We start from the raw sequence: 14,933 nt of genomic DNA on the forward strand, positions 1-14,933 counted from the left end.
TGACCTGACTGTCGGCCCGACTTGTTTTGAATAAAGCCCAATCGCTATCCATGCGCTACGACCCCCGCGAGCTCTCTGATGAGGAGTTGGTCGCGCGCTCGCACACGGAGCTGTTTCACGTGACGCGCGCCTACGAAGAGCTGATGCGGCGTTATCAGAGAACATTATTTAACGTTTGTGCACGGTATCTTGGGAACGATCGTGACGCAGATGATGTCTGTCAGGAAGTGATGTTGAAGGTGTTGTACGGCCTGAAGAACTTCGAGGGGAAATCGAAGTTCAAGACATGGCTCTACAGCATCACGTACAACGAATGCATCACACAGTATCGGAAGGAACGGCGTAAGCGTCGCTTGATGGACGCTTTGAGTCTGGACCCCCTTGAGGAAGCGTCTGAGGAAAAGACGCCGAAACCTGAGGAAAAGGGTGGACTTGATCGCTGGTTGGTGTATGTGAACCCGATTGACCGAGAAATTCTGGTGCTACGATTTGTCGCAGAGCTGGAGTTTCAGGAGATCGCAGACATCATGCACATGGGCTTGAGCGCAACGAAAATGCGGTACAAACGCGCTCTCGACAAATTGCGTGAGAAATTTGCGGGCATTGCCGAAACTTAGTTCGGCGCAAATATCTCTTACGTGTAGGCAAGTTCTGTTAGACTTGCCGCCGAGTTGTCCCCCGGTTTGCGGGACTGCTTTACAATCACCAGATGGGGATTTAACGGATGAAACTGAAAAACACCTTGGGCTTGGCCATTGGTACTCTTATTGCCGCTACTTCGTTCGGCGCTCTGGCACAAGGCCAAGGCGCGGTCGAAGGTGAGCTGTTCTACGGCAAAACTTTCAACCACAGTATTGACTCTTACGAGAACGGCCGCACTGGTCCTGGCTACTCGATCGGTTACTTCTTGACCGATGACGTTTCTGTGAATGCCACCTACCGTTCGGACGACTACACTCGTTCTGATTCCGACACTGGTAGCCAGAAAATCCGTGGCGATCACTTTGGTCTGAAGTCCCAGTACCACTTCGGTACTGTTGGCGATGCCATCCGTCCTTACGTTGAAGGCGGTGCTCAACACGGTAGCATGACCAACGTCGCTGCTGACGGCCACACCGGCCGTGATGGTTCGACCTACCTGACCACTGGTGCTGGCGCCAAGTGGTACATGACCGACAACTTGTACGCTCGTGCTGGCGTTGAAGCCGACTACAAGCTGGACAGCGGTCGTTGGGACTACCAGGCTCTGATCGGCTTGGGCGTTAACTTCGGTGGCACCGGTGGCAAAGTTGCCCCAGCTCCAGTAGCTGCAGCACCGGCTCCAGAGCCAGCGCCAGAAGCTCCAGTTGCTGAAACTGTTAAAGTTCAGCTGGACGTGAAGTTCGACTTCAACAAGGCTGTTGTTAAGCCAAACAGCTACGGCGACGTGAAGAACCTGGCTGACTTCATGAAGCAGTACCCGAACACCACCACCACTGTTGCAGGTCACACCGACAACGTCGGTCCTGACGCTTACAACCAGAAACTGTCCGCGCGTCGTGCCGACGCTGTGAAACAAGTCCTGGTCAAGGATGGTGTTGAAGCTAACCGCGTTCACTCGGTTGGTTATGGCAAGTCCCGCCCAATTGCTGACAACAGCACTGAAGCTGGTCGCGCTATGAACCGTCGCGTAGAAGCAGAGGTTGAAGCTACCGCTAAGTAATTAGCGTGTAGTTCGGAAAAGCCCGGCTTAGGCCGGGCTTTTCTTTGCCTGCGATTTGGTTTTTTGAAAGGATCGTCCGAACGCGGCCCGAACCTGCGGCAGCTCCTACGCTAGATTAGCGTTCCAGCGCTCCTCTGTAGCTGCCGCAGGCTGCGATCTTTTAGCATTGTCATAGGCTGCCACCGCGCCGATCACCAGGATGGCGGGGCTTTTCAGTTGGAAGTTGTGGGCGTCTTCCTGCATTGCTGTCAGGTTGCTCCGGCATTCGCGCTGGTGTGGCAATGAAGCGTTTTCAATCATTGCCACCGGTGTATCCGCTGTCATCCCGCCGGCGAGCAATTGCTCGCGGATCTCGCTCAATTTCGCCACGCCCATGTAAATCACCAGCGTCGTACCGCTTTGGGCCAAGGCTCGCCAATTGAGCTCGCTGTCGTCCTGAGTGTGTGCGGTGACCAGGGTTACGCCACGAGCGACACCGCGCAGGGTCAGGGGAATATCGCATTGCGTAGCGCCGGCCAGGCCTGCAGTGATGCCATTGACCAACTCCACCTCAATCTCACGCTCGCGCAGCCACCGCGCTTCTTCACCGCCGCGCCCGAAAATGCACGGGTCGCCGCCCTTGAGCCGCACCACGCACTTGCCTTGGCGAGCGTAACGCAGCATCAAGCGATGAATGAACGCCTGCGGAGTAGAGCGGCAGCCACCGCGTTTGCCGACCGCAATGATGCGCGCCTGCGGGCAATGCACCAGCACTGCTTCGTTGACCAGGTCATCGACCAGCACCACATCGGCTTCGTTCAGCGCCCGTACGGCTTTGAGGGTCAGCAATTCAGGGTCACCAGGGCCTGCACCCACCAACCAGACTTTTGCGCTCATGTTCTATTCCTCACGACGTGATTGCGATGGGCTGCACGCTGGCCGCCAACAGACGCTTGATTTCCGGGACACAGGAGCCGCATTGCGTGCCGCAACCCAGTTGTTGTTTCAGACCTTGCAAATCCAGGCCACTTCGAATACCGGCGCACACAGCGCCTTCGCTGACGTTCTTGCAGTTGCACAGGGTTTTGTTGGCGCTGACGGATGAGCCCGCACTGCCGGGTGGCGAGCTCAACGGCGCCAACAACCAGCGTCGTAGCTGCTCGTCGGCCCGGCCTTCCAGCCACAGGTTTTGCAGCCAGTGTTGTGCAAGGGTTTCACCGGCCAGGCGGATGGCGGTAATCCGGCCATTTTCGATGCGAACCCGCTTGCCAATCGAGCGGCGTGGATCGTCGTAGGCCAAGACTGGACCCTCGTTGAGTCCGAGCAGTTGATCGATGTCATGCAGTCGTTGTGGATCGGGCGCCTGGGGGCTGGCAGCGCGAATCAGCAGCGCTGGACGTTCACGGCCGGTCAGACTGAGGCTGACGTAGGCAAAGTCCTCGCAGAGCGGTCGTAAGGTCTCGAAATGCTGCTGAACATCGCCCTCAACCAATGCGAATAAATGCCATGGCAGCTTTACCGGTTCGATACGCACGCCGCTGTGTTTGAGTTCGGGTTGTTTCGACAGAGGATCGAACGCCGGCTGCGTGACGGCATTTACGCCGCCCTTGAGGAAGCGGTCTCCCCAATGCATCGGCAGGAACGCCTGGCCTGGGCGCACGCTGTCATCGCTGTCGACGGCGACGATCAGGCTGCCTCGACGGCTTTTGAGGTTGACCAGGCCACCGCTCTGCAAGCGATACCGACGCAGTTCATCAGGATGCAGGCTCAACAAGGCTTCACTGACGTGGCCGAACAATTGCGCGGCGGTGCCTGTGCGGCTCATGCCGTGCCATTGATCGCGCAGGCGTCCGGTAATCAGGGTCAGCGGAAAGCGTGCGTCGCGTTGCTCCTTGGCGGCGCGATAGGGATCGGCAACAAACTGTGCGCGACCACTCGCCGTGGGGAAAACTCCGTCCACATAGAGCCGAGGGGTTCCGCTCAAGGCGCCGTCCGGGAACGGCCATTGCTGGGGGCCGAGGCGGTCGAGCAGCGCATGGCTGATCCCGCAGAGATCCAGATCCCGTCCGCGCGTCAGTTGTTTGTATTCATCGAAGACCTGCGCCGGTTGTTCGAAGGCAAACAGGCTGGGCATTCCCGGGCGCAGGCGCCGTTCCAGACGTTGTGCGAAATCCACGGTAATCGCCCAGTCCGGACGCGCTTCGCCCGGGGCGGTTATGGCGCGGCGGACGTGGGAAATTCGCCGTTCGGAGTTGGTCACCGTACCTTCCTTCTCGCCCCAACTGGCGGCGGGCAGCAGCAGGTCGGCGAAAGGGGCGGTTTCGGTGGTGCGAAAGGCTTCTTGCAGAACCACGAATGGGCAGGCCTGCAATGCCGCGCGAACGGTTTGCTGATCCGGCAGCGACTGCGCCGGGTTGGTGCAGGCGATCCACAGTGCTTTGATCTTTCCGCTCTGGACCTGCTCGAACAGTTCAATGGCGGTCAGCCCGGTAGTGTCGGGCAGTTTTTCGACACCCCAGTAAGCCGCCACTTCGGCGCGATGCTCAGCATTGGCCGCTTCGCGATGCCCTGGCAGCAAGTTCGACAAACTGCCGGTTTCGCGTCCGCCCATGGCATTTGGCTGACCGGTGAGAGAGAAGGGGCCTGCACCTGGACGGCCGATTTGCCCGGTGGCCAGGTGCAAATTGATCAGTGCACTGTTTTTTGCGCTGCCGGCGGTGGACTGGTTGAGGCCCATGCACCACAGCGACAGAAAACTGGCCGAAGTGCCAACCCACTCTGCGCATTGCTGTAATTGTTCAATGCTGATCCCGCAGAGTTGCGCGACCATTTGCGGGGTGTAGTCGCGCGCCAGGTTTTTCAGCTCGGCCAAGCCTTCGGTGTGAGCCTTGATGAACTCACGGTCGACCCAGTCTTCCCATAACAGCAGATGCAATATTCCATGGAACAGCGCGACATCGGTTCCAGGCAGTATGGCCAGATGCAGGTCGGCCAGGTCGCAGGTATCGGTACGCCGAGGGTCAATGACGATGACTTTCATCTGTGGTCGGCGGGATTTGGCTTCTTCCAGGCGACGAAACAGCACCGGATGGGCGTAGGCCATGTTACTGCCGACGATCATCACGCAATCACTTAGCTCAAGGTCTTCGTAGCTGCATGGCGGAGCGTCGGCGCCCAGGCTGCGCTTGTAGCCGACCACTGCTGACGACATGCAGAGTCGTGAATTGCTGTCGATGTTGTTGGTGCCCACCAGCGCCCGGGCCAGCTTGTTGAAGGCGTAGTAGTCCTCGGTCAGCAGTTGCCCGGAGATATAGAACGCCACACTGTCCGGGCCGTGCTCGGCAATGGTCTCGGCGAAAACGCTGGTGGCGTGATCAAGGGCGGTGCCCCAATCGGTACGGCTGCGGGCCAGGCCTTTGCCGAGGCGCAGTTCCGGGTACAGCGCCCGGGCCGCGAGGTTGCCGGTCAGGTGCAAGGTCGAGCCTTTACTGCACAGCTTGCCGAAGTTGGCCGGGTGCGTCGGGTCGCCGCTGACGCCGAGGATTTGCTCGCCGTCATGCTCGATCAGTACGCCGCAGCCCACCCCGCAGTAACAGCAGGTCGAGGCGGTCGTCTGGCGGCTCATCAGCCTGCGTCCCGCACAGCCAGCATGACCCGACCGTTCTCCACCCGCGCCGGATGGTGATGGGCGCAGCCGACGTCGGGCGCCTGGGCCTCTCCGGACTCCAGGTCGATCTGCCAGTTATGCAATGGACAGGCGACGCGTTTGCCGTAGATCAGCCCTTGGGACAGCGGTCCGCCCTTGTGCGGGCAGCGATCATCGAGGGCGAAAACCTCATCGTCGCTGGTGCGAAAAATCGCGATGTCACCTTTTGGCCCGCTGATGATGCGCGAGCCCAGGGCGTTGATTTCTTCGAGTGCGCAGATATCCAGCCAGTTCATGCCGACACCTCCAGGTTTTTCACGGGGATGACATCGAATTCCTTCTTCAGCAGCGGCTGCTCAAGGCGTGCTTTCCACGGGTCCTGTTCGAACGACAGGGAGAATTGCAGCCGGTCGTTGAGGGCTTTGCGGCGTTCCGGGTCTTCCAGCACGGCTTTCTTGATGTGTTCCATACCGACCCGTTGCAAGTAGTGCACGGTGCGCTCGAGGTAGAAGGCTTCTTCGCGATACAGCTGCAGGAAGGCGCCGTTGTACTCGCGCACTTCTTCGGCAGTTTTCAGTTTGACGAAGAACTCCGCGACTTCGGTTTTGATCCCGCCGTTGCCGCCGATGTACATCTCCCAGCCAGAGTCGACGCCGATGATCCCTACGTCCTTGATCCCGGCTTCCGAGCAGTTGCGCGGGCAACCAGAGACCGCCAGCTTGACCTTGTGCGGCGACCACATGTTGAACAGGTCATGCTCCAGTTCGATGCCCAGTTGCGTGGAGTTTTGTGTGCCGAAGCGGCAGAACTCGCTGCCTACGCAGGTTTTGACTGTGCGAATCGATTTGCCGTAGGCATGGCCGGACGGCATGTCGAGGTCCTTCCAGACGCCGGGCAGATCCTGCTTCTTGATCCCCAGCAAGTCGATGCGCTGGCCGCCGGTGACCTTGACCATGGGCACGTTGTATTTGTCTGCCACGTCGGCGATGCGCCGCAGCTCCGAAGGATTGGTCACACCGCCCCACATCCGTGGGACTACCGAGTAAGTGCCATCTTTCTGAATGTTGGCGTGGGCCCGTTCGTTGATCAGCCGCGATTGCGGATCGTCCCTGGCCTCGCCCGGCCAGGTGGAAATCAGGTAATAGTTGAGCGCCGGACGGCAGGTGGCGCAGCCATTCGGGGTGCGCCAGTTCAGGTAGCTCATGGTTCCGGCGATCGTCAGCAGATGTTCTTCGCGGATCGCCTGGCGGATCTGCCCGTGATTGAGGTCGCTGCAACCGCAGATGGCTTTTTCGCTTTTCGGTTTGACGTCCGCCGCACCGCCGACGGTGTTGATCAGGATCTGTTCCACCAAACCGGCACAGGAACCGCAGGAACTGGCCGCTTTGGTGTGTTTCTTGACCTCGTCGACGCTGAATAACCCGTGTTCCTGAATCGCCTTGACGATGGTGCCCTTGCAGACGCCGTTGCAGCCGCAGACTTCGGCGTTGTCAGCCATGCTCATGGCTTTGTCCTGGCCTTGGTGGCCTACATCACCAATGGTGTTTTCGCCAAACATCAGATGGTCGCGGATCTCGCCGATGGCGTGATTCTCTCGAATCTGCCGGAAATACCAGCCACCATCTGCCGTGTCGCCGTACAGACAGGCCCCGACCAGCACGTCATCCTTGATCACCAGTTTTTTGTAGACCCCGCCGATGGGGTCGGAAAGGGTGATGGTCTCGGTGCCTTCGCCGCCCATGAAGTCGCCAGCGGAGAACAGGTCAATGCCGGTGACTTTCAATTTGGTCGAGGTCACCGAGCCCGAATAGCGGGCAAACCCCAGTTGCGCCAGGTGGTTGGCGCAGACCTTGGCTTGCTCGAACAGCGGCGCCACCAGGCCGTAGGCGATACCTCGGTGACTGGCGCATTCGCCGATGGCGTAGATACGCGGGTCATAGGTTTGCAGGGTGTCGTTGACCAGAATTCCGCGGTTGCACGGGATGCCGGATTTTTCCGCGAGTTCGGTGTTGGGGCGAATGCCAGCGGCCATCACCACTAGGTCAGCGGGGATGATGTCACCGTTCTTGAACTGCACCGACCCGACCCGACCATTGCCGGCGTCGTGCAGGGCCTGCGTCTGTTCGCACAGGCGAAAGTGCAGGCCGCGACCTTCCAGGGCGGTTTGCAGCAACTGGCCGCTGGTTTTGTCCAGTTGCCGTTCCAGCAACCACTCGCCGAGATGCACCACGGTCACGTGCATACCGCGCAGCATCAGCCCATTGGCCGCTTCAAGGCCCAGCAGGCCGCCGCCGATGACCACCGCGTGTTTGTGGGTTTTGGCAGTGTCGATCATGGCCTGGGTGTCGGCGATGTCGCGGTAGCCGATCACGCCTTGCAAGGTGTTGCCGGGGATCGGCAGGATGAACGGCGTTGAACCGGTGGCGATCAGCAGGCGGTCGTATTCGGCTTCGCTGCCGTCTTCGGCGATGACCCGGCGTTTGACCCGGTCGATCTCCACCACTTTGCGGTTGAGCAGCAGTTTGATGTTGTTGTCCAGGTACCAGCTCAGATCGTTGAGCACGATCTCTTCAAAGGTCTGCTCACCCGCCAGCACCGGCGAGAGAAGAATGCGGTTGTAGTTGGTGTGGGGTTCGGCACCGAAGACCGTGATGTCGTACAGCTCGCTGCTCAGCTTGAGCAATTCTTCCAGGGTGCGAACCCCGGCCATGCCGTTGCCGATCATCACCAGTTTTAGCTTTTTCATCAGGTTCTCCGGGGAGCTCAGACTTGCCTCATCAGGGCGGTCAGGCTGGCTCGACATATTTTGCGCAAACAAAAAAAGGCGTCCCGCTAGTTACCTAGCGAGGACGCCTTTGTCCTGGTCCCGTTCTCTCGGGAAGCCCGGCCTTCGTCGTTGAAGGCTGAACTTTATGTATGGTGAAAAAGGTAATGCAGCGGTTGTGCCAAGTTGGGGGAGGCGCGGTTTTGTTGGGTTTACGCGCTGCTAGTCAGTGTGATTCAGGCGTTTTTGCACCGATTCAAGGCGTGACGCACAGTCATGGCGCGGTGAGAACCTGTGGCGAGGGAGCTTGCTCCCGTTGGGTTGCGCAGCGACCCCAAAACCTTCACGCGTGGTGTTTCAGACAGACCACGGTCTCAGGTGTTACGAGTGCTGCGCACTCGAACGGGAGCAAGCTCCCTCGCCACAGGGAATCGCGTTCGACTCACGATGAACGCAGCACAAAAAACACCAACACCAGATTGATCAGCAACAACACCAGCGCCAACGTGCGCCACACCTTCAACGGTTCGCGCTCCAGCAACGGTCTGGGGCGCACACTCAAACTGCGCCGTTCACCTTGCTCCAGCAGTAGCAACCATTCCTCCGCCGTTTCATAACGTTGCGCCGGGTCGGCGCATACCGCACGTTCCAGGCTTTGTCCCAACCAGTCCGGCAGATCCGGTCGATAGCGGTTGGCGCTGATTGGCGAGCCGAAACGTGGGCGTTGAAAGGCTTCGATTTCCCCATAGGGATAATGCCCGGTGGCCAGGTAATAGAGCGTCACCCCGACCGAGTACAAATCCTGTTGCGGCGTCGGCAAGTCCCCATTGAATGCTTCCGGGGCAATGTAGCTCGGAGTGCCCGGCAGCGCGTTCGATGGGTCTTCGGATAAACCCGTGCAGTACGCCAGACCGAAATCCAGCAGTCGTAACTCACCGTCTTCCGCCAGCAGCAGGTTTTCCGGTTTGATGTCGCGGTGGAAGATCTGCCGCCGATGCAGCATCCCCACGGCCCGCAGCAGACGTTCGGCCAGGTGTTGCCATTGGGGCAGCGGCAACGGACCGTTTTGCGCGAACAGTTCGGCCAGGGTCACCCCCGGATACTCGCGCATCACGTAATACAGGTGCTGACGTTGAGTCGCCGGGTGAACTTCCGGAAAGCTTCGACCGGCAACGCGCTTGAGAAACCACTCTTCGCAGAGCAGCGCCTGTGCGGCCGTGGTGTCGTTGTTCAACTGCAAAGGGAGCGTTTTCAGTAGCCAGGGCTGTTGCTGCCCATCACGAACACGGTAAATCAGCGACTGCTGACTCTGCCCGAGCAGTCTCTCGACATGCCAGCCCTCGAAGGCTTGACCGGGTTTGAGCGGCGGCGGCAATGGCCATTGCTGCAACTGGATCAGTGCATCACCGATGCTCGTTTCACCGAGGGTGTCGACCCGCACCAGCAGCGCGCTGGCGTTGTCCTGACTGCCGGCCAGGTGCGCGGCGTTGACCAGGGTTTGCGCAGCACTGTCGAGGTCGGGCTGATCGCGCAGAATGGCTGCGATTGCCGTGTCGCCCAAGGTCGCCCAAACACCATCGCTCAGCAGGATGAAGCTCTCGCCCGCCCGCAGCTCACCGTCGAGAAAGTCCAGCACCAGGTGCTGATCCAGTCCCAATGCGCGCTTGAGCACGTGCTGCATGCCCGGTTGTTCCCAGACGTGGTCCTCGCTGATGCGCTGCAATTGGTCGGCGTGCCAGCGATACACCCGACAATCGCCGACATGCGCCAAGGTGAAGCGTCGACCCCGCAGCACCAGCGCGCTGACGGTGGTGAGCAATGGCTGCCCACCGCCATTGGCCTGCAACCAGCGATTCTGCGCCAGCAGCAGGCGGTCCAGCGCTTGCGCCACTCCCCAGGTCTGCGGCGTGGCGTAGTAGTCTAGGGCCAAAGCCTGCAAGGTTGTCCGGGCTGCGAGCCCGCCATCGGCGCATTGACTGACGCCGTCGGCGATGGCGAACAGAAACCCCTTGCTCGCCGCCAGTTCGGCGGCCGGTGTGACCAGGCGCAGGGCGTCCTGATTCTCGTCTCGTGGGCCGATGGCGCTGGCCTCGGCGAAGCTCAATTGCAGGCTCATTGATGCATCATACCCGCGCTGCGGTCACAGCGGCCGAACCCCAGGTGGTTCTCCAGCGGCGTTTGACCCCGTGCAAGCCAAACCAGGCCAGAACACCGAGACTGGCGAACAACCATAAGGCCATCTGATAGCTGCCGGTGCTCTGTTTGATCGCACCCATACCCGCCGCAAGGGCGAAACCGCCGATGCCGCCCGCCATGCCGATCAATCCGGTCATCACGCCGATTTCGCGCCGAAAGCGCTGAGGCACCAACTGGAACACCGCGCCGTTACCCGCACCAAGGCCGAGCATGGTGCAGACAAACAGCGTCAGTGCAGCGTAGGAACTGGGCAGGTTGAAACCCACGGCAGCCATGCAGATCGCCGCAACGGTATACATCACCAACAGGGTGCGGATGCCGCCGAAGCGATCCGCCAGAGCACCACCGAGTGGCCGCATCAAACTGCCACCGAACACACAGGCAGCAGTGTAATAACCAGCAGTGACCGGGCTCAGGCCGTATTGGTCGTTGAAGTAACCGGGCAGGGCGCTGGCCAGGCCGATGAAGCCGCCGAAGGTCACACTGTAGAAAAACATGAACCACCAGCTGTCACGGTCACCGAGGGCCTTGAAGTAGTCACCCATGGATTTGGCTTTTGGCCGTTCAGGCGCGTTTTTCGCCAGCCAGGCAAAGATGATCAGAGTCAGGATCAGTGGGATCAGCGCGAAGCCGAAGACGTTGCTCCAGCCAAATGACGCTGCCAGCAGCGGGGCGATCAGCGCCGCGAATACGGTGCCCGAATTGCCCGCGCCAGCAATGCCCATCGCCTTGCCCTGATGCTGTGGCGGATACCACTGCGAGGCCAGGGGCAGGGCGACGGCGAACGAGGCGCCGGCCATGCCGAGGAAAGCGCCCAGCAGCAGCGCTTGCTCGTAGCTGTGGATGCCGAGTTTCCAGGCGCCGAACAGCGCGCAGATCACGATCACCTGGCCGATCAGCCCAGCGGTTTTTGGCGACAGACGATCCGCCAGCAAGCCCATCACGAAGCGCAAGAACGCCCCGGCCAAAATCGGCGTAGCCACCACCAGTCCGCGTTGCTGGGTGGTCAGGTGCAAGTCGGCGGCGATTTGCACCGCCAGCGGGCCGAGCAGGTACCAGACCATGAAGCTCAGGTCGAAATACAGAAAGGCTGAGAATAATGTCGGGGTATGGCCGGATTTCCAGAAACTTGAATTCATCGCGCACCTCAGCTGTGAAGAGTCTCGAAGGGAGTCATGAGCTTTGCGGTGGGGCGCCGCGACGGCCGCACCACCGGCCCCGGGCTGTGGGGCCAAAACGAAAAAACGCCGCAACCCGTTGCGCTTGCGCGAAAGGGGTGTGCGACGTCTTTGTCGTAGGTGGGGCAACCGCCGTTGGTTACCTGTGTGGTTTACATAGCGAGATCTGTGCCAACAGGTGAAACCGAGTTGCGGCCAATCGCGAGCAGGCTCGCTCCCACAGGGGAAACTGCGTCGTACACAGATCACCTGTGGGAGCGAGCCTGCTCGCGATTGGCGCCCTTACAGGCGCCAGAAGGCCTCAGCCCAACAACTCACTCATGGCTATGATCTGCTCGGCCACCTGGATCAGCTTCTGTTGGCGGCTCATGGCCTGGCGGCGCATCAGGGTGTAGGCCTGCTCTTCATTGCAATCCTTCATTTTCATCAGCAACCCTTTGGCCAGCTCGATGCGCTTGCGCTCGGCCAGTTGCTGGTCGCGGGCCTGGAGCTGGGCGCGCAGGGCCTGATCGCTTTCAAAACGCGCCATGGCCACGTCGAGGATCGGTTGCAGGCGCGCAGCATGAATGCCTTCGACGATATAGGCGCTGACGCCGGACTTGATCGCCTGACGCATCACCTGCGGGTCGTGCTCGTCGGTGAACATCACAATCGGTCGTGGCTGGTCACGGCTGACCAGTACCACTTGTTCCAGCACATCGCGGCTCGGTGACTCGGTATCGATCAGGATCACGTCCGGACGCACCGTTTCGACGCGTGCGGGCAGGTCGATAGTCAGGCCGGACTCATCAATCACCTCAAAGCCGGCCTCGCTCAGTGCCGCCTTGAGCCGTCCGACCTTTTTCGCGGTGTCGTTGATCAGCAGGATACGCAGCATGTTTGCAGGCTCCTGTCAGCGGCGGGCGAGAAGGGCTGGGGTGTCGGCCATGGCGTGCAGTTTGAAACTGCGGGCATACGCTGCCGGTTCCGAACCGTCCCAAATTTTACCGTCGATCAACTGGCTGCTGCGCATGTCCTGACCTCGGTCCGCGACACCCAGCGCCATGGCTGCGTCGCGATAGACACCGAGTTGCTGGACCTGGCGTGCCACTGCCAGATAGTCCGGGTCTTCGCGCAGCAAGCCCCAGCGACGGAACTGGGTCATGAACCACATGCCGTCGGACAGGTATGGCAGGTTCACGTCGCCGTCACCATGAAAGCGCAGTGCGTGAGGGTCCTGCCAGCGATTGCCGAGGCCATCGGCATAGTCGCCCAGCAAGCGCGGTTCGATGCAGTCCAGTGGCGCGTCGAGGTATTCGGCAGCGCTCAACAGTTGCGCGGTGCTGCGGCAATTTTCCGTGCTTTGTTCGATGAAGCGGCTGGCCTCGAGGATCGCCATGACCAGCGCCCGAGCGGTGTTCGGGTACTGCTCGACGAAGGCGCGGGTGCAGCCGAGGACTTTTTCCGGGTGGTCGGGCCAGATGCTCTGAGTCGTCGCCATCGTGAAGCCGAGGTTCTGCTTCACCGCGCTGGCGCTCCACGGTTCGCCAACGCAGAAACCGTCGATACGCCCGGCCTGCAAGTGCGCGACCATTTGTGGCGGTGGTACCACGACGCTGTCGACATCCTGCAACGGATGGATGCCCTGGCTCGCCAGCCAGTAATACAACCACATGGCGTGGGTGCCGGTGGGGAAGGTCTGGGCGAAGGTGAGTTTTGGGCGACTTTGGTGCACGTGACGGTCCAGCGCTTCAGGGCTGGTCACGCCCAGCCCTTGCAGGCCGTGAGAGAGGTTGATGCTCTGGCCGTTCCGGTTCAGGCCCATGAGCACCGCCATGTCGGTTGCCGCGACGCCGCCGATGCCCAGATGCACTGCATAGATCAAACCGTAGAGGCTGTGGGCGGCATCCAGTTCGCCGCTGACCAGTTTGTCCCGCAGGTTAGCCCACGACGATTGGCGCTTGAGGTTCAGGGTCAGCCCGTAGGGTTGAGCGAAGCCCTGAGTCGCGGCAACCACCACTGACGCGCAGTCGCTCAGGGCCATGAAGCCAAGGTTGATCGTGGTTTTTTCCGGGGCATCGCTGCCGTTGACCCAGGCCAGCGGACCTGCTTCGGGTTCAGTCATCAAATAAGCACCTTGCATTAAAAAAGCGCCGTACCCATGGCCCGTGTGCAAACCAGGCCAGGTGACGACGCCGTTGTCCTTTCGATTCGCAACCAGGCACTCATCCCGCCATTGGCATGGGTGCAGATGAGTGTGTTAGTGCAAGGCATATGCCACTGATGGCTGATTTCGTCGTGCGCCTCGCTTGCGACCCCGATGCCCGGCTATAATCGCCGCCTTATTTCGCCGCCAACCGAGTCAAACCCGCCCATGTATACCCTGGCCCGCCAACTGCTGTTCAAACTCTCCCCGGAAACCTCCCACGATCTGTCCCTGGACCTGATCGGCGCAGGTGGGCGTTTGGGGCTCAATGGTTTGCTGTGCAAGGCGCCAGCGCAGATGCCGGTGAATGTCATGGGCCTGGACTTCCCGAACCCGGTGGGTCTGGCAGCCGGTCTGGACAAGAACGGTGCGGCCATTGACGGGTTTGCCCAATTGGGTTTCGGCTTCGTCGAAATCGGCACCATTACCCCGCGCCCGCAGCCAGGTAATCCAAAACCACGGATTTTCCGTTTGCCGCAGGCTGAGGCGATCATCAACCGCATGGGGTTCAACAACCTCGGCGTCGATCATTTGCTGGCGCGTGTAGCGGCTGCCAAATACAAGGGCGTGCTGGGGATCAACATCGGCAAGAACTTCGATACGCCGGTTGAACGTGCGGTCGACGACTACCTGATCTGCCTGGACAAGGTCTACGCCCACGCCAGTTACGTGACGGTCAACGTCAGCTCGCCGAACACCCCGGGTCTGCGCAGCCTGCAGTTTGGTGACTCGCTCAAGCAATTGCTCGAAGCCTTGCGTCAGCGCCAGGAAGACCTGGCTCAGCGCCACGGCAAGCGTGTACCGCTGGCGATCAAGATCGCCCCGGACATGACAGACGAAGAAACCGTTCAAGTGGCGCAATCGCTGATCGACACCGGGATGGACGCGGTGATCGCGACCAACACCACCCTGAGCCGCGCAGGCGTCGAAGGCATGGAGCACGGTGACGAGGCCGGCGGTTTGTCCGGTGCCCCGGTGCGTGACAAGAGCACTCACACCGTGAAGGTGCTGGCAGCCGAGCTGGCCGGGCGTTTGCCGATCATCGCGGTGGGCGGCATTACCGAAGGCAAGCACGCCGCTGAGAAAATCGCTGCGGGCGCCAGCCTGGTGCAGTTGTATTCGGGCTTCATCTACAAAGGCCCGGCGCTGATTCGCGAATCGGTGGATGCCATCGCCGCGCTGAGATAACCCCAACTATGTGGTGAGGGGCTTTTGTGGGGAGGGGGGGGGGGCCCCCCCCCCCCCCCCCCCCCGGGCGTAGGAGTCGCAAAAGCACCGGCCGC

At 60.5% G+C, this 14,933-nt stretch carries 11 protein-coding genes; 3 read left to right on the top strand and 8 right to left on the bottom strand.

Annotated features, from left to right (window positions below; genetic code table 11):
• The first annotated feature begins 26 nt into the window (after positions 1 to 26).
• Both sigX and NTD87_RS04720 read left to right on the top strand, forming a co-directional pair.
• On the top strand, positions 27 to 617 hold the full coding sequence (gene sigX / locus NTD87_RS04715) for an RNA polymerase sigma factor SigX (protein WP_015096065.1): 591 nt from the start codon (positions 27 to 29) through the stop codon (positions 615 to 617).
• 107 nt (positions 618 to 724) lie between these two features.
• Complete coding sequence (locus tag NTD87_RS04720; protein ID WP_262112218.1) at positions 725 to 1,702, top strand: OmpA family protein; 978 nt, start codon at positions 725 to 727, stop codon at positions 1,700 to 1,702.
• A 105-nt stretch (positions 1,703 to 1,807) separates the two neighbouring features.
• Here the strand turns inward: NTD87_RS04720 and cobA are convergent, their stop codons facing one another.
• The 8 genes from cobA to NTD87_RS04760 all read right to left on the bottom strand — a co-directional run bounded on the left by cobA (position 1,808) and on the right by NTD87_RS04760 (position 13,569).
• Positions 1,808 to 2,578 carry a uroporphyrinogen-III C-methyltransferase gene (cobA, locus tag NTD87_RS04725; RefSeq protein ID WP_262112220.1) on the bottom strand — a complete coding sequence of 257 codons (771 nt, stop codon included), beginning with the start codon at positions 2,576 to 2,578 and terminating at the stop codon, positions 1,808 to 1,810.
• A 10-nt stretch (positions 2,579 to 2,588) separates the two neighbouring features.
• On the bottom strand, positions 2,589 to 5,306 hold the full coding sequence (locus NTD87_RS04730) for a nitrate reductase (protein ID WP_262112221.1): 2,718 nt from the start codon (positions 5,304 to 5,306) through the stop codon (positions 2,589 to 2,591).
• Positions 5,306 to 5,623, bottom strand: a complete 318-nt coding sequence (gene nirD / locus NTD87_RS04735; RefSeq protein ID WP_262112222.1) for a nitrite reductase small subunit NirD — start codon at positions 5,621 to 5,623, stop codon at positions 5,306 to 5,308. The genes NTD87_RS04730 and nirD overlap by 1 nt, the downstream gene beginning before the upstream one ends.
• Complete coding sequence (gene nirB / locus NTD87_RS04740) at positions 5,620 to 8,073, bottom strand: nitrite reductase large subunit NirB (protein ID WP_262112224.1); 2,454 nt, start codon at positions 8,071 to 8,073, stop codon at positions 5,620 to 5,622. Before nirB ends, nirD begins: the two co-directional genes overlap by 4 nt.
• A gap of 460 nt (positions 8,074 to 8,533) precedes the next feature.
• Entirely contained in the window at positions 8,534 to 10,207 is a 1,674-nt protein-coding gene (locus NTD87_RS04745) for a bifunctional protein-serine/threonine kinase/phosphatase (protein ID WP_262112226.1), read from the bottom strand.
• 7 nt (positions 10,208 to 10,214) lie between these two features.
• Positions 10,215 to 11,426 carry a nitrate/nitrite transporter gene (locus NTD87_RS04750; RefSeq protein ID WP_262112228.1) on the bottom strand — a complete coding sequence of 404 codons (1,212 nt, stop codon included), beginning with the start codon at positions 11,424 to 11,426 and terminating at the stop codon, positions 10,215 to 10,217.
• A 340-nt stretch (positions 11,427 to 11,766) separates the two neighbouring features.
• Positions 11,767 to 12,342 carry an ANTAR domain-containing response regulator gene (locus NTD87_RS04755; RefSeq protein ID WP_262112230.1) on the bottom strand — a complete coding sequence of 192 codons (576 nt, stop codon included), beginning with the start codon at positions 12,340 to 12,342 and terminating at the stop codon, positions 11,767 to 11,769.
• 15 nt (positions 12,343 to 12,357) lie between these two features.
• Entirely contained in the window at positions 12,358 to 13,569 is a 1,212-nt protein-coding gene (locus tag NTD87_RS04760; protein WP_262112231.1) for a CmpA/NrtA family ABC transporter substrate-binding protein, read from the bottom strand.
• A 249-nt stretch (positions 13,570 to 13,818) separates the two neighbouring features.
• On the opposite strand from NTD87_RS04760, the gene NTD87_RS04765 reads away from it, so the two are divergent.
• Complete coding sequence (locus NTD87_RS04765) at positions 13,819 to 14,838, top strand: quinone-dependent dihydroorotate dehydrogenase (protein WP_262112233.1); 1,020 nt, start codon at positions 13,819 to 13,821, stop codon at positions 14,836 to 14,838.
• Positions 14,839 to 14,933: the final 95 nt, after the last annotated feature.

Origin of the sequence: Pseudomonas sp. 6D_7.1_Bac1 (assembly GCF_025465945.1) — a bacterium.
Taxonomy (GTDB): Bacteria; Pseudomonadota; Gammaproteobacteria; order Pseudomonadales; family Pseudomonadaceae; genus Aquipseudomonas.

Coding starts and splice junctions, on each gene's coding strand:
- NTD87_RS04720 (WP_262112218.1), top strand. CDS start 725: ATGAAACTGAAAAACACCTTGGGCTTGGCCATTGGTACTCTTATTGCC.
- NTD87_RS04750 (WP_262112228.1), bottom strand. CDS start 11,426: ATGAATTCAAGTTTCTGGAAATCCGGCCATACCCCGACATTATTCTCA.
- nirB (WP_262112224.1), bottom strand. CDS start 8,073: ATGAAAAAGCTAAAACTGGTGATGATCGGCAACGGCATGGCCGGGGTT.
- cobA (WP_262112220.1), bottom strand. CDS start 2,578: ATGAGCGCAAAAGTCTGGTTGGTGGGTGCAGGCCCTGGTGACCCTGAA.
- NTD87_RS04765 (WP_262112233.1), top strand. CDS start 13,819: ATGTATACCCTGGCCCGCCAACTGCTGTTCAAACTCTCCCCGGAAACC.
- NTD87_RS04760 (WP_262112231.1), bottom strand. CDS start 13,569: ATGACTGAACCCGAAGCAGGTCCGCTGGCCTGGGTCAACGGCAGCGAT.
- NTD87_RS04730 (WP_262112221.1), bottom strand. CDS start 5,306: ATGAGCCGCCAGACGACCGCCTCGACCTGCTGTTACTGCGGGGTGGGC.
- nirD (WP_262112222.1), bottom strand. CDS start 5,623: ATGAACTGGCTGGATATCTGCGCACTCGAAGAAATCAACGCCCTGGGC.
- NTD87_RS04755 (WP_262112230.1), bottom strand. CDS start 12,342: ATGCTGCGTATCCTGCTGATCAACGACACCGCGAAAAAGGTCGGACGG.
- NTD87_RS04745 (WP_262112226.1), bottom strand. CDS start 10,207: ATGAGCCTGCAATTGAGCTTCGCCGAGGCCAGCGCCATCGGCCCACGA.